The sequence below is a fragment of the Streptomyces sp. 63XJN7_1_ISO-PGPR-S23-121 genome (genome assembly GCF_056173025.1).
This window is the reverse complement of record NZ_CM149653.1, coordinates 6374456-6397421: the sequence shown is the minus strand read 5'-3', so window position 1 is coordinate 6397421 and position 22966 is coordinate 6374456. Positions and strand designations below refer to the sequence as shown.

The window sequence follows — 22966 nt, the reverse complement described above, 5'->3', positions numbered from 1 at the left end:
TGTGGGTGCAGGGCTCGGTCTGGTGGTGCCGGCACGCTGGAAGCGCTGAGGGTGGAACGACCGAGAGCAGGTGTGTGGGATTGTGCGCGGTCGTGTCGTCTTTTGTGAAGGGGGTTTCCGGAACGTTATGACGAGATCTCGAACCGGTTGAGCGGACCCGGAAGCCGCGAGCCGAGCGGGGCCATGTCCCCCGCGGCGCCGTGCCGTTGGAGGAGGTCCAGGGCCAGCCGGCCGCGCCGCACCCGCTCCTTGGCGGTCGCCAGCGTCAGTTCGCGCAGGTGGTGTCCGTAGGGGTAGATCCCCGGCGCCTTCGACAGGCCGAACTTCAGGTACAGCGGGGCGCCGCGCCGGATCAGCTCGGCGACCTCGTACATGCGCACATAGCCCCCGAGGTCGTCCGGGGCCTCGATGTACATGTCCATCGGCGCGGCCGAAACCCGACGGATTTCGGTCAGGTGGTCCAGCGTCAGGTCGCTGGGCACGTTGACCGAGTCGGCGCCCAGCCGCTCGTACACCTCGTACGAGGCCGGGTTGACGGGACCCACCAGCGCGGACAGCTTCAGCGTGGTGTCGGCCGGCAGGACGCCGGCCGACCGCGCCCGGTGCAGCGTCCACAGCACGCCCTCGTCGGCGACGAGCAGGCACCTGACGCCCAGCTCGGTCGCCCGGACGGCGTCCTCGACGCATCCGGCGACCGCGTCGTGGCCGCGGGCCCGGAGCCCCGCGCCCCCGGAGTCGGTCCGGGTGGATCCGCCGATGTCCCAGGTGCCGCGCGGCCCGGTGAACAGGCAGAGCTCGATGTCGCGTTCGGCGGTGGACTCGACCATCTCGGTGATCTCGGCGTCGGTCAGCATCCAGACGCCGCTGCCCTGGCTGATCCGGTGGATCGGCACGTCCAGCCGCGAGGACTCCTTCAGGATCACCGCCAGCGCCTCCGGCCCCTCGCAGGAGGGGACCTCGGTGCGCCAGCGGCCGCCGCCCGGGAAGGAGTGCGGCGAGGCGTCGGCGGGGTCCAGGGCGGGCGCGGCCAGGCCGAGCGCGGTGAGCGCCTGCTCGCCGGGCCGGCGGGCGGCTGCCTGGGCGGAAGAGTCGGTCACGGGCTGTCCTTCGTGTTCGATGTGCCGCCCCGAGATGCCGGTTCGAGATACCGGACATGGTTCGCGGCGAAGGGTACGGAAAGCTCGGTTCGGGTGGGGTACGCCGGTACGGGGGCCGTCAGGTCGCCCCCGTACCGGCGTACGGCCTCAGGGACGCAGCAGCACCTTGCCGACCCTCGGGTCACCGGCGCCGACCAGCTCGATGGCCCGCGCGAACTCGGCGAGCGGCAGCTCGTGCGTCACCAGCGGCAGCGGGTCGAGCAGGCCGGCGCCGAAGACCCGCACGGTGTGCGCCCAGGCGTCCGGCGGCGCCCCGAAGACGGTGTGCACCTCCAGCTGACGCACCACCAGGTCGGTCGGGTCCAGACCGCCGGCGCCCGGCGCCGGGATGCCGGTCAGGACCAGGCGCCCGCCCCTGCGCAGCAGCGCGGCGGAGGTGCGGGCGGCGTCCGCGGATCCGGCGGTCTCGATCACGACGTCGAAGTCGTCCGGCAGGGGCTGGTCCCTGGTGCGGAAGTCGGTCGCCCCGTACTGCCGGGACAACGCCTCCCGGTCCCCGCGCGTGCCGACGACCAGCAGTTCGGCCGGGGAGGCGGCGCGCAGGAACTGCACGGCGAACATGCCGAGCGTGCCGGTGCCGACGACGGCGACCCGCTCGCCGGGGCGGGCGTTCGCCTTGAGCGCGGCGGCGGCGACGCAGGCGGCCGGCTCCAGCAGGGCGGCGGCCGTGAGGTCGGCGTCGTCGGGCAGGACGTGCAGCAGGCGCGCGGGCAGGGTGATTGTGGGTGCCATGGCGCCCGGCTGGGTGAAGCCTGTCTCCTCGTACCCGGCGCCGCACAGGGTGGTCTCGCCCGCGTGGCAGCGGTCGCACACCTGGCAGTTGCGGAAGCCCTCGCCGACGACCTTGCGTCCCACCAGGGACCCGGGCGCCCCGGCACCGACCGCCTCGACGGTCCCGGACCACTCGTGCCCGGGGGTGAGCGGGTACCGCACGTACCCCTCGGGCCGGTTGCCCTGGTAGACCTCGCGGTCGCTGCCGCAGATCCCGGCGGCGTGCACCCGCACCAGCGCCTCGCCGGGGCCGGGTTCGCGGGGCTCGTGCGCCACGAGCCGGTGCTCGCCCGGCGCCTCGACGACGACCGCGCGGCTCATGCCTGCGTCCCCTTGGGCTTGCGCTGCTCCCAGCCCTCGGCCCACAGGTCGAACCGCGCCTGCTGCTGCGGGAACTCGGCCGCCGCGTCGGTGTCCAGCTCCACGCCGAGGCCGGGGGCGTCGGACAGGTGGAAGCAGCCGTCCTCCGGGTCCACCCGCGGCGCGCCCTTGACGACCTTCTTGATCTCCGCGTCGGCGAAGTCGTTGAAGTGCTCCAGGATCTTGAAGTTCGGCGCGGTGAAGCCGACCTGGAGGCTGGCGGCGGTGAGCACGGGGCCGCCGACGTTGTGCGGGGCGACGAGCGTGTAGTGGGTCTCGGCGGTGGCGGCGAGCTTGCGGGTCTCCCAGATGCCGCCGATGTGGCCGACGTCGGGCTGGATGATGTCGACGGACTGGTCCTCGAACAGCTCGCGGAACTCGATCCGGTCGTGGATGCGTTCGCCGGTGGCGACCGGGAGGTCCACCTTCTCGGCGACCTTCCTGAGCGCCCTGAGGTTCTCCGGCGGCACCGGCTCCTCCAGCCAGGCCGGCTTGAAGGGCGCCATCTCCCTGGCCAGTCGCACCGCGGTGGCGGGGGAGAAGCGGCCGTGCATCTCCAGCATCAGCTCGGCGTCGGGGCCGATGGCGTCGCGCACGGCCTCGATCAGCGACACGGCGTACAGGGTCTGCTCGTGGTCGAGCTCGAAGTGCCCGGTGCCGAACGGGTCGATCTTCAGTGCCCGGTACCCGCGCTCCATCACGCCCTGCGCGGCCTTGTGGTAGGCCTCCGGCGTCCGCTCGGTGGTGTACCAGCCGTTGGCGTACGCCTTGACCTTGTCGGTGACGCGGCCGCCCAGGAGCTGCCAGACGGGGACGCCGAGGGCCTTGCCCTTGATGTCCCAGCAGGCCATCTCGACGACGGCGATGCCGGACATCACGATCTCGCCGGCACGGCCGTAGTCGCCGTACTTCATGCGGCGGACCAGGTCCTCGACAGCGAACGGGTCGGAACCGAGAATGTGGTTGGCCTCGGCCTCCTTCAGATAGCCGAGGAGGGCGTCGGTGTGGCCGAGCATCCGGGTCTCACCGACTCCGGTGAGGCCCTCGTCGGTGTGCACCTGGACGTACGTCAGGTTGCGCCACGGCGTCCCGACCACGTGTGTGCTGATTCCGGTGATGCGCACGGCGGTTGCCCTTCGCTCTGTTCGATATTTCGTCACTCGTTCGAAATGCTGGCGTGACAGTAAGGAGGGGGCGGCGGGGGTGTCAATGGGTCGGACAGGTAACGGTTTCGGCAGTTTGGCGAGGGCGGGGCGCGACGGGTCCGGGCGCTTTCCCACACAACCTTCACAGCGGCCTCTGGAGACGCAGCCGTCGCAGAACTTAACCTTCCCGCGTCATGGACTTCTGCCACCCGTGCCGACGGCACCTCAACGGCGCCCTCGCCTGTCCTGGGTGCGGCACTCCTGCCCCCGGACTCCCCGCGCCCGAGGCCCACTTGACGGCGGCCGGGGAGCGTCCGCCGGGGGCCACCGGCGCACCGGACACCGCCGGCACCCCCTACGCCGGTGAAGCCTCCGGCACCGCCGATGCCTCCGGCGCCTCGGGTGACGAGGGTCCGGCCGGTCGTGGCGGCAGGGCGAGCCGCCGGGACCGGAAGGCCGCCGCGCACCGCCGGCGCCGTCGCCGGACGCTGCTCGTCGCCGCGGGGTTCGTCCTGGCGGCCGGCGGTCTGAGCCTCGCCGAACTCGGCACGGACGCCGCGCACTCCCCGGCGCAGCCGGTGGCCGCCGGGGGCGAGACGGCGGACGGTGCCTCGACACGGGAGGTGGGGGAGGCCTCGGCCGAACCGGCCGCCGGGACCTCGATATCGACCTCGTCCTCGGCCGGCCCGTCCCCCGGCGCCTCCGCCTCCGGTTCCGCGTCCGCCTCGGCCTCGGCGTCCGCGTCGGCCTCCGCGTCGTCGTCCCCGGACGCGGGGGAGCCGGGAGCGGCGACCGGGAGCGGAAGCCCGTCGGAGCCCCCGGCGCCGGAGGCGACCCCCGGCCCGGACGGTCCGTCGACGCCCCCGGACGCCCCGCCCCCGGCCGAGACCCCCACCCCGACGCCCACGCCGGACCCGACCCCCACGGAGACGTGCGACCGCTTCCTGTGGTGGTGCACCTAGCCAAGCCGCTCGAGGGAAGCGGGATGGCGGGGGAGGCACCCCGTCGGCGCGGGGCCGAGCGCCCCTCCGGCGGAGGCGCCGGTCCACCGGGGGACACGCGCCGGCGCGCCCACGCCCGGCAGGGACCGGACCCGGGCCGCCCGCGGAGGCGCGCTCACCGGCCCCGCCCGGCCCGCGCTCAGACCCCCAGCATCCGCCGCAGCGCGTCCCGCAGCGCGACCCGCTCCTCCTCCGCCAGCCCCGCCAGCGGCTCCCGGGCGAAGCGCAGGGTCTCCCGCAGGTCCCGGGCCACCCGCCGGCCCTCCTCCGTCGCCGCCGCCACCTTCACCCGCCGGTCGGTCGGGTCCGGGCGGCGCTCCACCAGCCCCCGCGCCTCCAGCCGGTCCACGATCCCCGTGACGTTCGACGGCTCGCACTTCAGCTTCTGCGCCAGCTTCCGCATCGGCAGCGGCTCCAGCGAGAGCAGGCTGAGCAGCTTGGCCTGCGCCCCGGTGAGGGCCCGCTCCGCCGCGGCCTCCTCGTAGTCCGCGTGGAAGCGGGCCACGACCTCGCCGATCAGTTCGACGACTTCGAGGGTGAGCGCGTCGGGTCGGCGGGGAGTGTCGCGTGGTGTGGCCATGGAATCCAGGGTACCCAGTTGTTTGACAACCTGAAATGTTCAGTCGCATGGTTGTTTCAGGCACTGAAACATTCTCCCCGCACTCCCAGGAAGGCGTCCCCATGGCCGACTCCCCCGCTCTCCCCACCGTCAACCGCGAATGGCACCTGCTCAGCCGCCCGGTCGGCTGGCCCAAGCCGGAGGACTTCTCCCTCGTCGAGGCGGAGGTCCCCACCCCGGGTGAGGGCCAGGTGCTCGTGCGCAACCTGTTCCTCTCCGTCGACCCGTACATGCGCGGCCGCATGAGCGCCGCCAAGTCCTACGTCGCGCCCTTCGAGCTCGGCAAGGTCATGCAGGGCGGGGCCGTCGGCGAGGTCGTCGCCTCCAACGCCGAGGGCATCGCCGTCGGCGACCACGTCCTGCACTTCTTCGGCTGGCGCGAGTACGCCGCCGTGGACGCCGCGAACGCCGTCAAGGTGAACCCGGAGGCCGCGCCCCTGTCGACGTACCTGGGCGTGCTCGGCATGACCGGCCTGACCGCCTACGCCGGCCTGCTGCGCACCGCCGCCTTCAAGGAGGGCGACGCGGTGTTCGTCTCCGGCGCCGCCGGTGCCGTCGGCAGCCAGGTCGGCCAGATCGCGAAGCTCAAGGGCGCCTCGCGGGTCATCGGCTCGGCCGGTTCCGACGAGAAGGTCAAGCTGCTGGTCGACGAGTACGGCTTCGACGCCGCCTTCAACTACAAGGAGGGCCCGGTGGCCGAGCAGCTGCGCGCCGCCGCACCGGACGGCATCGACGTCTACTTCGACAACGTGGGCGGCGACCACCTGGAGGCCGCCATCGGCTCCCTCAACCGGGACGGCCGCATCGCCGTCTGCGGCATGATCTCGGTCTACAACAACACCGAGCCGGCCCCGGGCCCGAAGAACCTCGCCCGCCTCATCCAGACCCGCGGCCGCATCGAGGGCTTCCTGGTCGGCGACCACTACGACCTCCAGCCGCAGTTCGTCCAGGAGGTCGGCCCCTGGGTCCGCTCCGGCGAGCTGAAGTACCGCGAGACGGTGGTCGAGGGCATCGAGAACAACCTCGAGGCCTTCCTCGGCGTCCTGCGCGGCGACAACACCGGCAAGATGATCGTCAAGCTCTGAGACTGAGGGCGGACCTTCCCGGAGTTTCCGCCATGCGATAGCGTCATTCCGAAATCCGTCGTGATCGTGGGCGCGAGTCACGGCGGACCGAGGAGGAGGACACCCGCATGCCGATCCAGCAGTCCGAGGTCCTGTACACCGCCGTCGCCACCGCCGAGAACGGCCGCGACGGACGCGTCGCCACCGATGACGGCAAGCTCGACGTGGTCGTGAACCCGCCCAAGGAGATGGGCGGCAGCGGCGCCGGCACGAACCCCGAGCAGCTCTTCGCCGCGGGCTACAGCGCCTGCTTCCAGGGCGCGCTCGCCGTCGTCGCCCGCCAGGAGGGTGCCGACGTCTCGGGTTCGACCGTCACCGCCAAGGTCGGCATCGGCAAGAACGACGACGGCTTCGGCATCGTCGTCGAGATCTCCGCCGAGATTCCGTCCGTGGACGCCGCCACCGCGCGGGCCCTGGTGGAGAAGGCCCACCAGGTCTGCCCGTACTCCAAGGCGACCCGGGGGAACATCACCGTGACGCTCGCCTGACCGGGCCCCTCACGCACACCGGAGGCCGCGTCCCCGAGCCCGGGGGCGCGGCCTCCGGCGCCCGGTAGAGTTCCGCCCATGCGTGATCTTGGGGCGGGATTCGGCCATCTCCTGAAGGGCCAGCGCTGGGTGACCCGGCACGGCAGGAGCTACGGCTTCGGGCTCCTCCCGGGCCTGATCACCCTCGTGCTGTACGCGGCCGTGCTGGTCGCGCTGGCGCTGTGGGGCGAGGACGTCGTCGGCTGGGCGACCCCCTTCGCCGACGACTGGCCGAGCCCCTGGCTCGGCCTCTTCCGCGGTCTGCTCACCGCCGTCCTGTTCGCCCTCGCCCTGCTCATGGCGGTCCTGACCTTCACCGCGGTCACGCTGCTGGTCGGGCAGCCCTTCTACGAGAGCCTCTCCGAGCGGGTCGACCGGGACGTCTCCCCGGACGGCACCGCACCCGTGTCGAACCTGCCGCTCTGGCGCGAGCTGTGGATCTCCGCCCGCGACAGCCTGCGCATCCTGCTGCGCGCCGCCGTCTGGGGCGTGCTGCTCTTCGCCGCCGGCTTCGTGCCGGTCGTCGGCCAGACGATCGTGCCGGTGATCGGCTTCTTCGTCACCGGCTTCTTCCTCACCGAGGAACTGGCCGCCGTCGCCCTCCAGCGCCGCGGGGTCGAGCTGCGCGAGCGCCTCGCCCTGCTCCGCTCCCGCAAGACGCTGGTCTGGGGCTTCGGCACACCCCTGGGCGTGGCGTTCCTGGTGCCGTTCGTCGCCGTGTTCCTGATGCCGGGCGCGGTCGCCGGCGCCACGCTCCTCGCCCGGGAGCTGCTGGGCGAGGAGACCCGCGAGGGCGGCACCGAGCCCTCCGACGACGGTTCCGGCGACGGGTCCGGCGATGGCACGGCGTCCGGCGGCACGTTCACGGACCCCGCCGGACGCGGCGGCCGTTTGTGAAGGATTCGTACGAACCGCGCACCGGGCGCCGCTTGACGGACCGGTGGGCCACCACGGCGTTTACGGTCGGACCGGGGCGCCGCACGGCGACCCCCGCGGGACAGCCCCGGTCCGGGACCTGACGGCCGGGCCGGGGCTCACGCGGCCCGCCGCCCCGACCGCCCGCCGCCCCACGACCGCCGCCGTCCGGCCCGGCGACGGCCACCGCCCCGGGCTACCGTGCCGAGAAGCCGTACACCGTCTCCGAGCGGAACACCTCGCCCGGCCGCAGCACCGTGCTCGGGAAGTCCGGCCGGTTCGGGGAGTCCGGGAAGTGCTGCGTCTCCAGCGCGATGCCGTCGCCGGGCGCGAACGGCTCGCCCAGGTGGTCCGCGGTGTACAGCTGGAGGCCGGGCTCGGTGGTCGCCACCGTCAGCGCCCGCCCGGACGCCGGGTCGTACAGCTCGGCGACCGGCACCGCGGTGTCCGTCACGCCCTTGTCGAGGACGAAGTTGTGGTCGTAGCCCGCACCGACCTTGCGGGCCCGGCGGAAATCGAAACGCGTGCCCGCCACCTCGGCGGGCGCACCCGCCGGGATCAGGTCCGCGTCGACCGGCGTGATCCGGGACGCGTCGATCCGCAGCTCGTGTCCGCCCGTGTGACCGGAGCCGCCCAGGTTGAAGTAGCTGTGGTTGGTCGGGTTCAGCACGGTCGGCGCGTCGGTCACCGCCTCGTACGCGATCCGCAGCGCGCCCGGCTCCTCCAGCGTGTACGTCGCCGAGATCTCCAGGCGGCCCGGGAAGCCCTCCTCGCCGTGCGGGCTGATCCTGCGCAGGCGGACGCCGTGCCGCCCGGCGGGTTCCGCGTCCCACACGCGCTTGTCGAAGCCGCGCTCGCCGCCGTGCAGCGAGTTGGGCCCGTTGTTGCGCGCCAGCGTGTACGTCCGCCCGTCCAGCGTGAAACGGCCGCCGGCGATCCGGTTGGCGTACCGGCCGACGAGCGCGCCGAAGTAGGGCTCCGGGTGCGTCAGATAGCCGTCCGGACCGGCGAACCCCAGCACCACGTCCGCGGTGCGCCCGTCCCGGTCCGGGACCTCGGCCGACTGCACGATCCCGCCGTACGTCAGGACCCGCACCCGCACGCCGGCCCGCTCCAGGGTCCAGCGGTGGACCGGCGTGCCGTCGGAAAGTGTGCCGAAGAGTTCGTTCATGTGCGGAACTCTAGGACACGCCGGGGACCCGCCCGGACCTGCGTCGGCGCGGTCCGTCAGGGGGTCTTCGCGGTGACGGCGCGATAGGCGATCTCCGCCAGCCGGGCCTGCCCGTCCACGCTCGGGTGGAACCAGTCCCACTGGCTCAACTGGTCGGTGCCGAACCGGAAGCCGTGCACCGCCCCGCCGTCGGTACGGCACTTGCGGTCCTTCGCGCAGACCTCCCGCAGGACCTCGTTGTAGTCGTCCACGCGGTCCCGCACCGTGTTGCGCCGCAGCGTCGCCGCGGCGTCCACGGCGTCCGCGTCGGCCAGCATCGACGGGCAGATGCCGAGCTGCCACACCTGCTTGCCCAGCGGGTTGGTGCGCCCCTCGGACCACAGCCGCTTCAGGTCCGGGATGCCGGCCACGTACACCTGCGTCCTGGGCAGCTCCCGGCGCAGCGTACGCATCGCGTCCTCGAACTGCGCCCGGAAGTCGGCCACCGGGGTCATCGCGTCGGTGGAGGTCCGGCAGGCGTCGTTCGCCCCGGCCATCACCGTCACCAGTTCCGGTCTCCGTGCCGCCGCCCGCCTCACCTGCCCGGTCAGGTCCGCCATCCGGGCCCCGGTGACCGCGTAGTTCCAGCTCCGCCCGGCCGCCTTCGCCCCCAGCAGCCGCACGGCCAGGCTGTCGACCTCGGCACTGCTGCCGGTCGCCCACGACACCTCGGGGCAGTCCGACAGGATCGCGCAGGCGTCGAAGCCGCGGGTGATGGAGTCGCCCACCGCAGCGACCGACCCCGGGCTCGTGTCCCAGGCCGGCGTGGGACTCGGCGACGGCCGCCCGGAGCCGGTGCCGGACGCGCCGGGGGAGTCGCCGCCGGCGGCGTCGCAGCCGGCCACGCCGAGGACGGCGGCGGTCAGCACGGCGAGCAGGGCACGCGAACGGCGCAATCGGACCCGAGTTCCGTGATCCGTCCCCTGCCCCATGCCGGTACCGTCCCTCGCCTCGTGCCTCCAACGTCCTCAACCCATGACACGACGCCAGGGTTCCCGGGCCCCGGATGCGACGGCTCACATCCGTACAGGCGTCCTGCCGGGTGAATGCCGACGGTTTCCCGGCACCTGGACCGACGGTACGTCACACTCCTTGCGCCGTCGCACGGTAGCCTCGCCCTCATGTGGCCCACCCGGTCACGGCCGTTCCACCCGTTCCGAGAAGTCCCGCTCAGCCCGGAGGTTCCGGTGACGACCCGTGGAGTCCTGTACGTGCACTCCGCGCCGCGCGCGCTCTGCCCGCACGTCGAGTGGGCCGTCGCCGGTGTGCTCGGAACCCGCGTCGCCCTGGACTGGATCCGGCAGCCCGCCTCGCCCGGCACCTGGCGCTCGGAGTTCTCCTGGCAGGGCCAGGCCGGCACCGCCTCCAAACTCGCCTCCGCGCTGCGCGGCTGGCAGATGCTGCGCTTCGAGGTCACCGCGGAACCGTCCGCCGGAGCCGAGGGCGAGCGCTACAGCTGCACCCCCGACCTCGGCATCTTTCACGCCGTCACCGGAATCCACGGCGACATCCTGATCCCCGAGGACCGGCTGCGGGCCGCCCTGGCCCGCTCCCGGGCCGGCGAGACCGACCTGGAGAAGGAGATCGCCAAGCTCCTCGGCAAGCCCTGGGACGACGAACTGGAGCCGTTCCGGTACGCCGGCGAGGGCGCCCCGGTGCGCTGGCTGCACCAGGTGGTGTGACGCCGCGCCCCCGGGCGCCGGGCGCGACGGCACGCGAAAGGGCCCCCACCGGCCGGTGGGGGCCCTTTCAGGCGCGTACGGGGGTCGCTCAGACCGCCCGGAACGCCAGCACCACGTTGTGCCCGCCGAAGCCGAACGAGTCGTTCAGCGCGGCGATGCGGCCCTCGACGGGCAGCTTGCGGGCCTCGCCGCGGACGATGTCCGCGGTGGCCTCGGCCTCGGGGTCGATGTTGTCGACGTTGATGGTCGGCGGCGCCACCCGGTGGTACAGGGCGAGCACGGTCGCGACGGACTCCACGCCGCCCGCACCGCCGAGGAGGTGACCGGTCATCGACTTGGTGCCGGAGACCGCCATGTGGTCCACGTCGTCGCCGAGGACCTTGCGCAGCGCCTTCAGCTCGGCGAGGTCACCGGCGGGCGTCGAGGTGGCGTGCGCGTTGACGTGCACGATCTCCGCCGGGTTCAGGCCGGTGCGGTCCAGCAGGTGCTGCAGGGCGGCGGAGATGCCGCGGCCCTCGGGCTCCGGCTGCACGATGTCGTGGCTGTCGGCGGAGATGCCCTGGCCGACCGCCTCCGCGTAGACGCGGGCACCGCGCTCGGCGGCGTGCTCGGCGGACTCCAGCACGAGGACGCCGGCGCCCTCGCCGAGGACGAAGCCGTCCCGGGCGATGTCCCAGGGACGCGAGGCACCCTGCGGGTCGTCGTTGTTCTTGGACATCGCCATCATGTTGCCGAAGGCGGCGATGGGCAGCGGGTGGATCGCCGCCTCCGTGCCACCCGCGACGACGACGTCGGCACGGCCGGAACGGATCATCTCGATGGCGTAGCCGATGGCCTCGGCGCCCGACGCGCAGGCGGAGACCGGCGTGTGCACGCCCGCCCGGGCGCCCACGGCCAGACCCACGTTGGCGGAGGGGCCGTTCGGCATCAGCATGGGGACGGTGTGCGGGGAGACGCGGCGGACGCCCTTCTCCTTCAGCACGTCGTACTGGTCCAGCAGGGTCGTCACGCCGCCGATGCCGGAGGCGATGACCGCGCCGAGCCGGTCGGGGTCGACGGCGCCGTCCTCACCGGCCTTGGCGGTGAAGCCGGCGTCCTTCCACGCCTCCTGGGCCGCGACCAGCGCGAACTGCGCCGAACGGTCCAGCCGGCGGGCCTGCGGCCGCGGAATGACCTCGGAGGGGTCCACGGCGACCGGGGCCGCGATGCGGACCGCCTGGTCGGCGGCCCACTCCTGCTCGAGGGGCTTGACGCCGGACCTGCCGGCCACCAGCCCCTCCCAGGTAGAGGCTGCGTCGCCACCCAGCGGTGTGGTTGCGCCGATACCGGTGACGACCACGGTGCGATTGGTCGAGCTCACGGGAATTCTTTCTCCAACGGGATACGGATTCGTACGGCGCCACCGCCGGGTGGCGGGGCAGTCAGCCCAGAGGCAGTGATCGGTCGATCAGCTCTGGTGCTTGAGGATGTAGTCGGTCGCGTCACCGACGGTCTTGAGGTTCTTGACGTCGTCGTCCGGGATCTTGACGTCGAAACGCTCTTCGGCGGCGACGACGACCTCGACCATGGACAGCGAGTCGACGTCCAGGTCGTCGGTGAAGGACTTGTCCAGCTGGACGTCCTCAACCGGGATACCGGCGATCTCGTTCACGATCTCGGCGAGACCGTCGACGATCTCCTTCTGAGTGGCGGCCATGGCGGCGCTCCTTCGTAGATGTTCCAGAGGGTGTGGCTCTTGTGCTCCGCCCCGGACCGCGTGATCCGGCACGGAGTGCCTAGGGGAGAGTAACGACCGTCGCGGCGTAGACGAGACCCGCCCCGAAGCCGATGACGAGCGCGGTGTCGCCGCTCTTCGCCTCACCGGTCGCCAGGAGCCGCTCCATAGCGAGCGGGATCGAGGCGGCCGAGGTGTTGCCGGTGGTGCGGATGTCACGGGCGACCGTGACGTGCTCCGGCAGCTTCAGCGTCTTCACCATCGAGTCGATGATCCGCACGTTGGCCTGGTGCGGAATGAAGACATCCAGGTCGTCCGGGCTGATCCCGGCCGCTTCCAGCGCCTGCTGGGCGACCTTCGCCATCTCGAACACGGCCCAGCGGAACACCGCCTGGCCCTCCTGCGTGATCGCAGGAAACTTCACGTTGCCCTCGCTGTCGAGGGGCAGCTCCGAGACGTCGCCGATCCGGAACCGGTCCCACGGCACCGTCTGCTTGATCGTCTCGGACTTGTCGCCCTCCGAGCCCCAGACCGTCGGGCCGATGGCCGGCTCCTGGGACGGGCCGACCACGACCGCGCCCGCGCCGTCGCCGAACAGGAAGGCCGTCGCCCGGTCCTCCAGGTCGGTCAGGTCCGAGAGCCGCTCCACGCCGATGACCAGGACGTACTCCGCCGAACCCTCGACGATCATGCCCTTGGCCAGCGTCAGGCCGTAGCCGAAGCCCGCGCAGCCCGCCGAGATGTCGAACGCCGCGGCCTTCCCGGTGCCGAGCTTGTCGGCGATCAGCGTGGCGACGGCCGGGGTCTGGCTGAAGTGCGACACGGTCGAGACGACCACGGCGCCGATCCGCGAGGCGTCGATGCCGGCGTCCGCGATGGCCTTGCCGGACGCCTCGATCGACATGGCCGCGACGGTCTCCTCGGGCGAGGCCCAGTGCCGCGTCTCGATGCCGGAGCGCGAGCGGATCCACTCGTCGGACGAGTCGATCGTCTCGAGGATCACCTCGTTGGGCACGACCCGCGTGGGGCGGTAACCGCCCACGCCGAGGATGCGTGCGTACGGGGCGCCCTTGCTGGGCTTGATCTTCGGCATGCTCTGGGGCTCCTTGTCAGGCCTGCTCGGCGACGAGCTCGCGGGCCGCGTCGAGGTCGGCGGGGGTCTTCAGGGCCAGCGTCCGCACGCCGGGCAGCGCGCGCTTGGCCAGGCCGGTCAGCGTGCCGCCGGGGCACACCTCGATCAGGGCGGTGACGCCGAGCTCCTTGAACGTCTCCATGCACAGGTCCCAGCGGACCGGGTTGGCGACCTGGCCGACCAGACGCTCCAGCACCTCGGCGCCGGTGGCGACGGCCCGCCCGTCCTTGTTGGAGACGTACGTCACCTTCGGGTCGGCCGGCGCCAGCTCCTTGGCGGCCTCGGCCAGCTTGTCCACCGCGGGCGCCATGTGGTGCGTGTGGAACGCGCCGGCGACCTTCAGGGGCACGACCTTGCGGACGCCCTCGGGCTTGTCCTCGTTCAGCGCGGCCAGCTGCTCCAGGGTGCCGGCCGCCACGATCTGCCCCGCGCCGTTCACGTTCGCCGGGGTCAGGCCGAGCTTCTCCAGGTGCGCCACGCTCACCTCGGGGTCGCCGCCGAGCAGCGCCGACATGCCGGTCTCCGTGACGGCGGCGGCCTCGGCCATGGCCAGGCCCCGGCGGCGCACGAGGGTCAGCGCGGCGGTGTCGTCGAGGACGCCCGCGAAGGCGGCGGCGGTGAACTCGCCGACACTGTGGCCCGCGACGGCGCCCGGCAGGAGGTCGCCGAGGGCCGCGGCGGACAGCAGTCCGGCGGCGACCAGAAGCGGCTGCGCCACGGCGGTGTCGCGGATCGCGTCCGCGTCGGCCTTCGTGCCGTAGTGGGCGAGGTCGAGTCCGATGGCGTCGGACCACGCGGCGACGCGGTCGGCGGCACCGGGGAGGTCGAGCCATTCAGTCAGGAAGCCGGGCGTCTGGGCGCCCTGGCCGGGAGCGACGAGTACGAGCACTCTCACACTCTCTCTTGAGGACGGCCACGACCGCCCGTGGGGACAAGGACGAAGAACACGAGGGGGTTTTGTGGACCCCCGACAAAAACCTAGAGTTGCGGATCTCCATCGGCCAGACGCCCCAGGATGAGCGCGATCCGCAGGGTGAAGGCAGACCGTACATCAGAGGGCGACCACCCGGTGACGTCCGTCACACGTCGGAGCCGGTAGCGCACGGTGTTCGGGTGAACGAAGAGCATCCGCGCGGCGCCTTCGAGGCTGCTCGCCTGCTCCAGATAGACACTGAGCGTCTCCAGGAGCGCGGCCCCGGCGTCCTCCAGCGGTCTGTAGATCTCCTCCACCAACTGCTCGCGGGCCGAAGGGTCGGAGGCGATCGCGCGCTCCGGCAGCAGATCGTCCGCCAGCACCGGCCGCGGAGCGTCCTGCCAAGCGGTGCAGGCCTTCAGGCCGGCCGCGGCCGCCTGCGCGGACCGGGTCGCGGCCAGCAGGTCCGGCACCACCGGACCGGCCACCACCGGCCCCTGCGCGAACGGGCCGATCAGCGACTTCGCGACGGCCAGCGGATTGTCGCTGCCGCCCGCGATCACCACCAGCCGGTCCCCGAGCACCCCGGTCAGCACCTGGAGCTTGGCGTGCCGGGCCGCGCGCCGGATGGCCTCCACGGTCAGTTCGGAGTCCCCGTCGGGGGCGGTGCCCAGCACCACGCACACGTGTTCGGGGGAGTTCCAGCCCAGCGCCGCCGCCCGGGACACGGCGCCCTCGTCGGCCTCGCCGCTGAGCACCGCGTTCACCACCAGCGACTCCAGCCGCGCGTCCCAGGCACCGCGTGCCTCGGCGGCCTGCGCGTACACCTGGGCGGTCGCGAAGGCGATCTCCCGGGCGTACACGAGCAGCGCCTCGCGCAGCACGGACTCGTCGCCGGGCGCCGCCACCTCGTCGATGGCCGACTCCATGACCTCGATGGTGGTCCGCACCATCTCGACGGTCTGCCGCAGCGTGATCGCCCGGGTCAGCTCGCGCGGCGCGGTGCCGAAGACGTCGGTCGAGATGGCCTGCGGGGCGTCCGGGTGCCGGAACCACTCGGTGAAGGCGGCGATGCCGGCCTGGGCGACCAGCCCGATCCAGGAACGGTTCTCCGGGGGCATCGCCCGGTACCACGGCAGCGTCTCGTCCATCCGCGCGATCGCCTGCGCGGCGAGCGATCCGGAGGACTGCTCCAGTCGCTTCAGGGTCGGGGCATGCGGATGGACGGCGCGCGCCGTGGGCTCGGGCTTGCTGGTTTCGGGTTCGGGCACGGGGACAAGACTGCCTTATCCGGACGGGCGGGCTTGCCGCCGGGTCTACGGTGGACGGCGTGATGGACGTACGGCGCGCCGACGAGCGCTATCCAGGCGGCGACCGGTCGGCCGGCATCGAGTCGCGCCACGCCTTCTCCTTCGGCCCCCACTACGACCCGGACAACCTCCGCTTCGGCGCGCTGATCGCCTGCAACGAGGAGCGCCTGGCACCCGGCGCGGGCTTCGACGAGCACCCGCACAGCCACACCGAGATCGTCACGTGGGTGGTGGAGGGCGAGCTGACCCACCGGGACAGCGCGGGCCACGAGACGCTCGTGCGCGCCGGGGACGTGCAGCGCCTCGGCTCGGCGGGCGGCGTGCGGCACGTCGAGCGCAACGACGGCCCGGTGCCGCTGACCTTCGTCCAGATGTGGCTGGCCCCGCGCGAGCCCGGCGGCGACCCGTCCTACGAGATCGTCCGCGGCATCGCCGACTCCACCCCCTACGCCGTCCCCGGGGCGGGCGCCATGCTGCACGTACGGCGGCTCGCGGCGGGGGAGCGGACGGCGGTGCCGGACGGGGCGTACCTCTACGTCCACGTCGTGCGCGGCACCGTGCGCCTGGACGGCGAGGTGCTGGAGGCGGGGGACGCGGCGCGGATCACGGACGCGAAGGAGGTGGAGGCGGTCGCGGTGACCGCCGCCGAGCTGCTGGTGTGGGAGATGTCCTAAACCTCCGCCAGCACCGCGTCCGTGAAGGGCGGCCACGCCTCGGCCGCCCACGGGCCGAAGGCGCGGTCGGTCAGGGCCACGCAGGCGACCCGGGCGTCGGGGTCGATCCACAGGAAGGTGCCCGACTGGCCGAAGTGCCCGAAGGCGCGGGGCGAGGACGAAGCGCCCGTCCAGTGCGGGGACTTGGCGTCGCGGATCTCGAAACCGAGGCCCCAGTCGTTGGGGTTCTGGTGGCCGTAGCCCGGCAGCACACCCTTGGTGCCCGGGTACTGCACCGTCATCGCCGCGGCGACCGTGCGCGGGTCCAGCAGGCGCGGTGCCTGCACCTCGGCGGCGAACCGCAGCAGGTCCTCGACCGTCGAGACGCCGTCCTTCGCGGGGGAGCCGTCCAGGGTGGTGTCCGCCATGCCCAGCGGCTCCAGCACCGCCTGCCGCGCGTACTCGGCGAACGGGATGTCGGTCGCCTCGGCGATGTGGTCGCCGAGCTGCTCGAAGCCGGCGTTGGAGTACAGCCGCCGCTCCCCGGGCGGGGCGGTCGTCCGGTGCTCGTCGAAGGCCAGCCCCGAGGTGTGCGCGAGCAGGTGACGGACCGTCGCACCGGGCGGGCCGGCCGGCTCGTCCAGCTCGATCGCGCCCTCCTCGTAGGCGACGAGCGCCGCGTACGCCGCGAGCGGCTTGGTGACCGAGGCGAGCGGGAAGCGCCGCCCGACGGGGCCGTGGGTCCCCAGGACCGTGCCGTCGGCGCGGACGACACCCGCCGCGGCGGTGGGAACCGGCCAGTTCTCGATCAGTGCGACGCTCTTCAAGGACATGCCACCGAGCCTAAGCGGCCCACGGGCGCGGCCGCACCGAGGGGTCGGGTCGGACGTCGCCGCCGCGGCACCGGTGACCGGCCGCACCGGCCGTCCCGCGCGTTTCCCGCCGTCGTGCTTGCCTGGAGTGCACTCCAAGGTCATAGCGTGTGGGCCATGACGGTGATGCAGACCACGGCCGGGACGGCCCGGCCGAACGCCACCAGAACCGACACCTGCGCCGCCCCGCCCCGGCGCCACCCGCGCCCCGAGGGCCAGGACCGCTACACCATCAGCGAGGTCGTCGCCTTCACCGGGCTGACGGCCCACACGCTGCGCTGGTACGAGCGGATCGGCCTGATGTCCACCATCGACCGCTCGCACACCGGGCAGCGCCGCTACAGCAACAGCGACCTCGACTGGCTCGACTTCGTCGGCAAGCTGCGCATGACCGGCATGCCGGTCGCCGACATGGTCCGGTACGCGGAGCTGGTGCGCGAGGGGGAGAGCACGTACCTCGACCGGCGCGAGCTGCTGGAGTCGACCCGCCGCGACGTACTGGCGCGGATCTCGGAGCTCCAGGACACCCTCGCCGTGCTCGACCGCAAGATCAGCTTCTACGGGGACGCGGGACGCGTCTAGAGCTCCGCGAGGAGCTCCGCCTTCTTCGAGGAGAACTCCTCGTCCGTCACCAGCCCCGCCCGGTGCAGCTCCCCGAGGTGCCGGATCCGCTCGGCGATGTCCGCGGGGTCCCGGCGGGGCGCCGGCACCGGTACCGGCGTCGCGTGGCCCCGCTCCCGCACCGCGGCCAGCACCGCCGCGGCGAACGGCAGCGACTCGTGCACCGGCCCGTACCCGAGCCCGAACACGACCGACGCGGGGTCCTGGTCGGCCTGCGGGGCGACCGCGTCGGCGTCCCGCGGCAGCAGCCGGAGGTACCCCTCGAACGCCTCGGGGGACCGCCACTCCACGCCGCCCAGCGCGGCGACCGGGAAGCTCTGGTCGCCGGCCTTCCACTTCGCCGACGACGCGCCCGTCCAGGACCAGCGGAACGTCACCGCCGTCCCGTCGAAGGACGCCTTCCCGTCGTAGGCCTTGAAGTGCAGCGGTGCCTCGGGCGCCGCCACCAGGTACCGCTCGGTCCTGCCGGACTCGCTCAGCAGCCCGCGCAGCTCGTCGGCGTAGTACTCCGCGAGGGTCTCCCGCTCGGCGGGCAGGACCAGCCGGTACGGGTCGCAGCCCTCCCTGAGCTGTCCGGCCGCCGCCTCCATCAGCGGATCGGCGCCGGGGCGCGGCTCGGCGCGCAGCACGACGGTGCCGCGTTTCCCGGGCGTCAGCGTCACCCCGGCGAGCGCCTCCAGCGGGACGCGGCGTTCCCCCAGGGCCTGGAACAGCTTGGGTGTTCGAATCCCCCGTTCGTAGCGGATGAGCACGGAGTCGGACTGGAACTCCCAGGCGGCATGAAATCCGGCCAGTACGTCACCCATGCGGCTCATCGTATGCGGCACGCGCTTCTTCGTCCCCTGTCCGTGCAAACCGGAGTTTCCGCTCCTCTACGCGCGTTCCGCCGTCACCGCTGCGGACAAACCCGCCCGGCATGTGCCGTCCTCTCCGGCGCAGGCGAGCGTGCGGTATGCGCCAACGCCGATCCCGGCGAAGTTCGCGAGGCTCTCCGTGCCCGGTACGAAGTACCCGGCGTGCCCCTGGGCGCCCCGCGCCGACAGCACCCGGGCCCCGAACGCCGCGGACACCGGGTCGGCACCGTGTCCCAGCCCGCCGAGCTCCAGGTACGGCACGTCCTGGATCCAGTCGTCGGCGTCCCGCATCGACCACACCCGGGCGGAGGTGTGCAGGTGGGATGCCTTCTCGACCCGCATGCCGGGACTGCCGGCCACGGCGATGTCGCTCACCCGGCCGGGCAGCGCGCCGGCGGCGACGCCGCACACGACCGAGCCGTAGCTGTGGCAGAACAGGGAGACGGGCGCGCGGCCGGGCAGCGCCCGCAGCAGCGCGTTCAGCCGGACGGCACCGCGCTCGGCGCGCGTGGCCGTGGCCGCCTCCATGCCGAGGCCGGCGGGGGAGGTGTAGTCGGCCCAGGCGATCACCGCGGTCCGCGTCGACGGGCTCGCCGCGCGTTCGGCCGCGTAGAGCGACTCGGCCATGCCGGCGGGCGCCGAGTACCTGCGGTCGGAGCGCTGGAAGGTGAGCAGCTCGGTGTCCACGCCGGGGACGACGACCGACACCCGTTCGGCGCGGTCCAGGTCCCCGAACACCTCGGCGACCCGGCCCGAGCCGGCCGGGTCGAAGGCGAGGATGTGGCGGCCGGGGGCGAGCAGGGACGCGTAGCGCTCCACGCGCCGGCCCGCCTCCCGCTGCCCGGACGGGGAGAGGCGCTTGTCGTGCAGGCGCCGCCCCTCGACCGTGCGCGCCTTGCCGAGTGCCGCGCGGTTGGCCCGGTAGCGCAGCTCGACCGGCGCGCCGTTCATGTTGCCGACGGCCAGGGGGTACCGGCGGGCCAGGTCCGCACGCTGAGCCGCGGTGAGCGAGGCGAAGAAGCGGGACAGCCGGGCGGGAGCCGCCTGTGCGTCGGGCAGCGGACGTCCGTCCACCCGGCCGTGCTCCCAGGCCGTGATCGAGGCCTCGAGCGCCGTGGGTCCCCGCTGGTTGCGCAGGGCGGTCCACCCGGTGGTCGCCAGCATCACGAACACCACGGCCAGGGCGAGCAGAGCGCGCCAGACGTTCAGTTGCGGGGAGGTGTCGAAGGAAGTCACTGGGAGGACACACTAGGAGAACGGCACGGTCTCGCGTGAATCCAGTGATGCGGATCACGTTTCGCTCATGTGGTACGGGGCCGCCACGTCCCGGCGAGCGCGGGCCCGACCTGATCGAGGTAGGAGACCGTCAGGGCGCGCAGCGCCGCGAGGCCGGTCTCGTCCCGTTCCGACCAGATCCGCTCCGTCACCCGCACGACCGCGCCGAAGACGGCCACGGCCACGCGCGGCCGCGGGTCCTCGTCCGGGTCGAGGCCCTCGCGGGCGGCGACGACGCGGGCGAGCTCCTCCTCCAGCTCCGCCGCGCGCCGCAGGTCGGCGGCGAGCAGCGCGGGCGTCGACTCGATCACCCGGCGGAAGCGCAGGTGCAGCTCGAGCGGCACCAGCTCCTCGACGGCTTCGCCGATGGTGTCCCAGCTCTCCTCCAGCGCGCCGCGCAGCGCGTCCAGCGGCGCCTCGCCGGGCGGGCGGCGGTGCACGGCGCGGACGAAGTGCGCCTCGGCGAGCCGTGAGACGTGGAACGCCGCCTCCTCCTTGCTGGCGAAGTAGCGGAAGAAGGTGCGCTGCGAGACGTCGGCCGCCGCGGCGACGTCGTCGACGGTCGTCTCCTCGTAGCCGCGCTCGGTGAACAGCTCCAGGGCGAGGCGCAGCAGCGTCTCCCGGGTGTGCCGCTTCTTGCGTTCGCGCAGTCCCGGCCGGGGAGCCGCCTGGGCGTCTCCCGCCGCCGCCGGCGTGTCCGCCGTCGTCAAAGGTGGTCTCCCTGTCCCCGGTGCGTCACCGTTTCACCTGATCAGGCTAGGTTCAGGCTATACGGGCCCTGCGTATGAGACGTGTCGGTTACCGACCGATGAATTGGATTGTCAACTGTCAGCGACTGTCACTAGCCTCTGAAGTTATGACTAGTCAGACCACCATCGACAAAACCGGGCCGGGGGACGGGCCGCCCACGCCGTCGGAAGCGACGCCTGCCTCGGGGCTGCGCGGCCACCCGTGGGCCACCCTCGTCACCGTCGCGGTCGGCGTCATGATGGTGGCCCTCGACGGCACCATCGTGGCCATCGCCAACCCGGCCATCGGCAAGGACCTGGGTGCCAGCTGGCCCCAGCTCCAGTGGATCACCAACGCCTACTTCCTCGCTCTCGCGGTCTCCCTGATCACGGCGGGCAAGCTCGGTGACCGTTTCGGCCACCGGCAGACCTTCCTCATCGGCGTGGCCGGCTTCGCCGCCGCCTCCGGTGCCATCGGGCTGTCCGACAGCATCGCGATGGTCATCACCTTCCGCGTCTTCCAGGGCCTGTTCGGCGCGCTGCTCATGCCGGCCGCGCTCGGCCTGCTGCGGGCCACCTTCCCGGCCGAGAAGCTCAACATGGCCATCGGCATCTGGGGCATGGTCATCGGCGCCTCCACGGCGGGCGGCCCCATCCTGGGCGGCGTGCTGGTCGAGCACGTCAACTGGCAGTCGGTGTTCTTCATCAACGTGCCGGTCGGCGTCCTCGCCGTGGTGCTCGGCGTGCTGATCCTGCTGGATCACCGGGCCGAGAACGCCCCGCGCTCGTTCGACATCCTTGGCATCGTCCTGCTGTCGGCCTCGATGTTCTGCCTCGTCTGGGCGCTCATCAAGGCCCCGGACTGGGGCTGGGGCTCCGGCCGGACGTGGCTGTTCGTCGTGGTGTCGGTCGTGGGCTTCGTCCTGTTCGCCTTCTGGGAGAACAGGGTCGAGGAGCCGCTGATCCCGCTGACGATGTTCCGTTCCGTGCCGCTGTCGGCGGGTGTCGTCCTGATGGTCCTGATGGCCATCGCCTTCATGGGCGGCCTCTTCTTCGTCACGTTCTACCTTCAGAACGTGCACGGCATGAGCCCGATCGACGCCGGTCTGCACCTGCTGCCGCTCACCGGCATGATGATCGTCGGCTCGCCACTGGCGGGCGCGATGATCACCAAGGTCGGTCCGCGCATCCCGCTCGCGGGCGGCATGGCGTTCACCGCGATCGCCATGTACGGCATGTCCACGCTGGAGACGGACACCGGCAGCCTGGCGATGTCCATCTGGTTCGCCCTGCTCGGCCTCGGGCTCGCGCCCGTCATGGTCGGCGCGACCGAGGTCATCGTCGGCAACGCGCCGATGGAGCTGTCCGGCGTGGCCGGCGGCCTCCAGCAGGCCGCGATGCAGATCGGCGGCAGCCTCGGCACGGCGGTGCTGGGCGCCGTGATGGCCTCCAGGGTCGACAGCGACCTGGCCGGCAACTGGGCCGAGGCGGGTCTGCCCAAGCTCGGCCCGGAGCAGCAGGGCCAAGCCGCACAGCTCGTGCAGCAGGGCGTCGCCCCGGTGCCCGAGGGCACCCCGGCGCCGATCGCCGCGAAGATCGCGGACGTCGCGCACGACACCTTCATCTCCGGTATGAGCCTGGCGTCGCTCGTCGCCGCGGGGGTGGCCGCCGTGGCGGTGCTGGTCGCGTTCCTCACCAAGCGCGGCGACAACGCCGAGGCCGGCGCGGGCGTGGGCCACATCTGACGAAGGGTGCGGCCCTGTCGCCCGGGTTCGTCCATCAGGGTGACAGGGCCGGCGAAGCCTCCCCGCCGGGGGGCCTCGCAGGTCACAGTGGGTCAAGTCCTCCGCAGGGCATGGGGGGACGAGAGGCTGCGGCGCGCTGCCGGAGGGGGGCAGCGCGCGGGCAGCACACCGCGGGGGGATTGTCCACCCGGACGCGGGTACTCGCACATCAACCCGAGATGAACCGAACTCGGCCAGAGGTTCAGGGAGTTGATGATGGCGAGCTTCGAACACGGTACGCGCAGGAACCCCCGGTCGCCCGGCCGGACGTGGTCAGGGACCGGGCCGGACCGCGCGACACTCGGCATCATCGGCGTCGTCTGCGCGGTCGCGGGCTTCTTCACGCTGGGGATCATCCTCGGCCCCGCCGCGATCGTCTGCGGATGGCTCGCCATGGGGCGCAGCTGGGAGGGTTCACGCCCGGTGCCCGCGGTGGTCGCCTTCGCCCTGGGTGCCATCGACGCGCTCCTGGCCATCATCTGGCTCGCCGGGTCGGCCGGCATGAACAACGGCATGCTCTGACCGGTCGGCAAGCCCGACGGCAGGCGCGAACGAGGAGGGCCCCCGGCGACGCCGGGGGCCCTCCTCGCGTCGTCCGC

General features: G+C 72.8%; 24 protein-coding genes. 9 read left to right on the top strand and 15 right to left on the bottom strand.

Going from position 1 to position 22966, the window contains the following annotated elements:
• Positions 1-125 precede the first annotated feature (125 nt).
• The 3 genes from AC0VYN_RS28695 to AC0VYN_RS28685 all read right to left on the bottom strand — a co-directional run bounded on the left by AC0VYN_RS28695 (position 126) and on the right by AC0VYN_RS28685 (position 3412).
• Positions 126-1097, bottom strand: coding sequence for a hypothetical protein (locus tag AC0VYN_RS28695; RefSeq protein WP_451628156.1), 972 nt, complete (start codon positions 1095-1097; stop codon positions 126-128).
• Positions 1098-1244: 147 nt separating this feature from the next.
• Positions 1245-2249 carry a zinc-dependent alcohol dehydrogenase gene (locus AC0VYN_RS28690; RefSeq protein ID WP_475533293.1) on the bottom strand — a complete coding sequence of 335 codons (1005 nt, stop codon included), beginning with the start codon at positions 2247-2249 and terminating at the stop codon, positions 1245-1247.
• Positions 2246-3412, bottom strand: coding sequence for a mandelate racemase/muconate lactonizing enzyme family protein (locus tag AC0VYN_RS28685; protein ID WP_475533292.1), 1167 nt, complete (start codon positions 3410-3412; stop codon positions 2246-2248). The genes AC0VYN_RS28690 and AC0VYN_RS28685 overlap by 4 nt, the downstream gene beginning before the upstream one ends.
• 215 nt (positions 3413-3627) lie before the next feature.
• Between AC0VYN_RS28685 and AC0VYN_RS28680 the strand changes: the two genes are divergently transcribed.
• Positions 3628-4395, top strand: a complete 768-nt coding sequence (locus tag AC0VYN_RS28680; protein ID WP_475533291.1) for an SCO2400 family protein — start codon at positions 3628-3630, stop codon at positions 4393-4395.
• Between the two features lie 178 nt (positions 4396-4573).
• Here AC0VYN_RS28680 and AC0VYN_RS28675 read toward each other — a convergent pair whose 3' ends face one another.
• Entirely contained in the window at positions 4574-5014 is a 441-nt protein-coding gene (locus tag AC0VYN_RS28675; RefSeq protein ID WP_475533290.1) for a MarR family winged helix-turn-helix transcriptional regulator, read from the bottom strand.
• A 101-nt stretch (positions 5015-5115) separates the two neighbouring features.
• Here AC0VYN_RS28675 and AC0VYN_RS28670 point away from each other — a divergent pair, with 101 nt between their 5' ends.
• The 3 genes from AC0VYN_RS28670 (at position 5116) to AC0VYN_RS28660 (ending at position 7601) form a co-directional block, all read left to right on the top strand.
• Positions 5116-6138 carry an NADP-dependent oxidoreductase gene (locus tag AC0VYN_RS28670; RefSeq protein ID WP_475533289.1) on the top strand — a complete coding sequence of 341 codons (1023 nt, stop codon included), beginning with the start codon at positions 5116-5118 and terminating at the stop codon, positions 6136-6138.
• A gap of 107 nt (positions 6139-6245) precedes the next feature.
• Positions 6246-6665, top strand: coding sequence for an organic hydroperoxide resistance protein (locus tag AC0VYN_RS28665; RefSeq protein ID WP_475533288.1), 420 nt, complete (start codon positions 6246-6248; stop codon positions 6663-6665).
• Positions 6666-6743: 78 nt separating this feature from the next.
• Entirely contained in the window at positions 6744-7601 is an 858-nt protein-coding gene (locus AC0VYN_RS28660) for an EI24 domain-containing protein (protein ID WP_475533287.1), read from the top strand.
• A gap of 214 nt (positions 7602-7815) precedes the next feature.
• On the opposite strand, the gene AC0VYN_RS28655 is transcribed toward AC0VYN_RS28660, so the two are convergent.
• Together AC0VYN_RS28655 and AC0VYN_RS28650 are read right to left on the bottom strand one after the other, a co-directional pair.
• Positions 7816-8790 (bottom strand): aldose epimerase family protein, encoded by a 975-nt coding sequence (locus AC0VYN_RS28655; RefSeq protein WP_475533286.1) that lies wholly within the window; start codon positions 8788-8790, stop codon positions 7816-7818.
• A gap of 56 nt (positions 8791-8846) precedes the next feature.
• Positions 8847-9761 (bottom strand): SGNH/GDSL hydrolase family protein, encoded by a 915-nt coding sequence (locus tag AC0VYN_RS28650; RefSeq protein WP_475533285.1) that lies wholly within the window; start codon positions 9759-9761, stop codon positions 8847-8849.
• Positions 9762-10016: 255 nt separating this feature from the next.
• Here AC0VYN_RS28650 and AC0VYN_RS28645 point away from each other — a divergent pair, with 255 nt between their 5' ends.
• On the top strand, positions 10017-10511 hold the full coding sequence (locus tag AC0VYN_RS28645; protein WP_475533284.1) for a DUF3145 domain-containing protein: 495 nt from the start codon (positions 10017-10019) through the stop codon (positions 10509-10511).
• Positions 10512-10599: 88 nt separating this feature from the next.
• On the opposite strand, the gene fabF is transcribed toward AC0VYN_RS28645, so the two are convergent.
• From fabF to fasR, 5 genes are all read right to left on the bottom strand, one after another.
• Complete coding sequence (gene fabF / locus AC0VYN_RS28640; RefSeq protein WP_475533283.1) at positions 10600-11871, bottom strand: beta-ketoacyl-ACP synthase II; 1272 nt, start codon at positions 11869-11871, stop codon at positions 10600-10602.
• An 87-nt stretch (positions 11872-11958) separates the two neighbouring features.
• A complete protein-coding gene (locus AC0VYN_RS28635) occupies positions 11959-12207 on the bottom strand; it encodes an acyl carrier protein (RefSeq protein ID WP_077795951.1) in 249 nt (82 codons plus the stop codon).
• A gap of 79 nt (positions 12208-12286) precedes the next feature.
• Positions 12287-13318 (bottom strand): beta-ketoacyl-ACP synthase 3, encoded by a 1032-nt coding sequence (locus AC0VYN_RS28630; RefSeq protein ID WP_475533282.1) that lies wholly within the window; start codon positions 13316-13318, stop codon positions 12287-12289.
• Between the two features lie 16 nt (positions 13319-13334).
• A complete protein-coding gene (locus tag AC0VYN_RS28625) occupies positions 13335-14246 on the bottom strand; it encodes an ACP S-malonyltransferase (protein ID WP_475533281.1) in 912 nt (303 codons plus the stop codon).
• Between the two features lie 89 nt (positions 14247-14335).
• Positions 14336-15541, bottom strand: coding sequence for a fatty acid biosynthesis transcriptional regulator FasR (gene fasR, locus AC0VYN_RS28620; protein WP_385469932.1), 1206 nt, complete (start codon positions 15539-15541; stop codon positions 14336-14338).
• A gap of 62 nt (positions 15542-15603) precedes the next feature.
• Here fasR and AC0VYN_RS28615 point away from each other — a divergent pair, with 62 nt between their 5' ends.
• Complete coding sequence (locus AC0VYN_RS28615) at positions 15604-16254, top strand: pirin family protein (RefSeq protein ID WP_475537010.1); 651 nt, start codon at positions 15604-15606, stop codon at positions 16252-16254.
• Here the strand turns inward: AC0VYN_RS28615 and AC0VYN_RS28610 are convergent.
• The gene (locus AC0VYN_RS28610) at positions 16251-17066 is read right to left on the bottom strand and encodes a serine hydrolase domain-containing protein (RefSeq protein WP_475533280.1); all 816 of its coding nucleotides are present in this window, start codon (positions 17064-17066) and stop codon (positions 16251-16253) included. The genes AC0VYN_RS28615 and AC0VYN_RS28610 overlap by 4 nt on opposite strands.
• A gap of 156 nt (positions 17067-17222) precedes the next feature.
• On the opposite strand from AC0VYN_RS28610, the gene AC0VYN_RS28605 reads away from it, so the two are divergent.
• Positions 17223-17687 carry a MerR family transcriptional regulator gene (locus AC0VYN_RS28605; protein WP_475533279.1) on the top strand — a complete coding sequence of 155 codons (465 nt, stop codon included), beginning with the start codon at positions 17223-17225 and terminating at the stop codon, positions 17685-17687.
• On the opposite strand, the gene AC0VYN_RS28600 is transcribed toward AC0VYN_RS28605, so the two are convergent.
• The 3 genes from AC0VYN_RS28600 to AC0VYN_RS28590 all read right to left on the bottom strand — a co-directional run bounded on the left by AC0VYN_RS28600 (position 17684) and on the right by AC0VYN_RS28590 (position 20565).
• Positions 17684-18532: a DUF4429 domain-containing protein gene (locus AC0VYN_RS28600; RefSeq protein ID WP_475533278.1), complete on the bottom strand. Its 849-nt coding sequence runs from the start codon at positions 18530-18532 to the stop codon at positions 17684-17686. The genes AC0VYN_RS28605 and AC0VYN_RS28600 overlap by 4 nt on opposite strands.
• A 66-nt stretch (positions 18533-18598) precedes the next feature.
• Positions 18599-19816 (bottom strand): alpha/beta hydrolase, encoded by a 1218-nt coding sequence (locus AC0VYN_RS28595; protein WP_475533277.1) that lies wholly within the window; start codon positions 19814-19816, stop codon positions 18599-18601.
• A 65-nt stretch (positions 19817-19881) separates the two neighbouring features.
• The gene (locus AC0VYN_RS28590; protein ID WP_475533276.1) at positions 19882-20565 is read right to left on the bottom strand and encodes a TetR family transcriptional regulator; all 684 of its coding nucleotides are present in this window, start codon (positions 20563-20565) and stop codon (positions 19882-19884) included.
• 146 nt (positions 20566-20711) lie between these two features.
• Here AC0VYN_RS28590 and AC0VYN_RS28585 point away from each other — a divergent pair, with 146 nt between their 5' ends.
• Both AC0VYN_RS28585 and AC0VYN_RS28580 read left to right on the top strand, forming a co-directional pair.
• Positions 20712-22328 (top strand): MFS transporter, encoded by a 1617-nt coding sequence (locus tag AC0VYN_RS28585; protein ID WP_475533275.1) that lies wholly within the window; start codon positions 20712-20714, stop codon positions 22326-22328.
• A gap of 252 nt (positions 22329-22580) precedes the next feature.
• Positions 22581-22889, top strand: coding sequence for a small hydrophobic protein (locus tag AC0VYN_RS28580; protein WP_475533274.1), 309 nt, complete (start codon positions 22581-22583; stop codon positions 22887-22889).
• The last annotated feature ends 77 nt before the right edge of the window (positions 22890-22966 follow it).

Bases quoted from the DNA above. Each gene is read 5' to 3' on its own strand.
- AC0VYN_RS28690 (WP_475533293.1), bottom strand. From the start codon at position 2,249: ATGAGCCGCGCGGTCGTCGTCGAGGCGCCGGGCGAGCACCGGCTCGTG.
- AC0VYN_RS28680 (WP_475533291.1), top strand. From the start codon at position 3,628: ATGGACTTCTGCCACCCGTGCCGACGGCACCTCAACGGCGCCCTCGCC.
- AC0VYN_RS28675 (WP_475533290.1), bottom strand. From the start codon at position 5,014: ATGGCCACACCACGCGACACTCCCCGCCGACCCGACGCGCTCACCCTC.
- AC0VYN_RS28670 (WP_475533289.1), top strand. From the start codon at position 5,116: ATGGCCGACTCCCCCGCTCTCCCCACCGTCAACCGCGAATGGCACCTG.
- AC0VYN_RS28665 (WP_475533288.1), top strand. From the start codon at position 6,246: ATGCCGATCCAGCAGTCCGAGGTCCTGTACACCGCCGTCGCCACCGCC.
- AC0VYN_RS28660 (WP_475533287.1), top strand. From the start codon at position 6,744: ATGCGTGATCTTGGGGCGGGATTCGGCCATCTCCTGAAGGGCCAGCGC.
- AC0VYN_RS28655 (WP_475533286.1), bottom strand. From the start codon at position 8,790: ATGAACGAACTCTTCGGCACACTTTCCGACGGCACGCCGGTCCACCGC.
- AC0VYN_RS28650 (WP_475533285.1), bottom strand. From the start codon at position 9,761: ATGGGGCAGGGGACGGATCACGGAACTCGGGTCCGATTGCGCCGTTCG.
- AC0VYN_RS28635 (WP_077795951.1), bottom strand. From the start codon at position 12,207: ATGGCCGCCACTCAGAAGGAGATCGTCGACGGTCTCGCCGAGATCGTG.
- AC0VYN_RS28630 (WP_475533282.1), bottom strand. From the start codon at position 13,318: ATGCCGAAGATCAAGCCCAGCAAGGGCGCCCCGTACGCACGCATCCTC.
- AC0VYN_RS28615 (WP_475537010.1), top strand. From the start codon at position 15,604: ATGGACGTACGGCGCGCCGACGAGCGCTATCCAGGCGGCGACCGGTCG.
- AC0VYN_RS28610 (WP_475533280.1), bottom strand. From the start codon at position 17,066: ATGTCCTTGAAGAGCGTCGCACTGATCGAGAACTGGCCGGTTCCCACC.
- AC0VYN_RS28605 (WP_475533279.1), top strand. From the start codon at position 17,223: ATGACGGTGATGCAGACCACGGCCGGGACGGCCCGGCCGAACGCCACC.
- AC0VYN_RS28600 (WP_475533278.1), bottom strand. From the start codon at position 18,532: ATGGGTGACGTACTGGCCGGATTTCATGCCGCCTGGGAGTTCCAGTCC.
- AC0VYN_RS28585 (WP_475533275.1), top strand. From the start codon at position 20,712: ATGACTAGTCAGACCACCATCGACAAAACCGGGCCGGGGGACGGGCCG.
- AC0VYN_RS28580 (WP_475533274.1), top strand. From the start codon at position 22,581: ATGATGGCGAGCTTCGAACACGGTACGCGCAGGAACCCCCGGTCGCCC.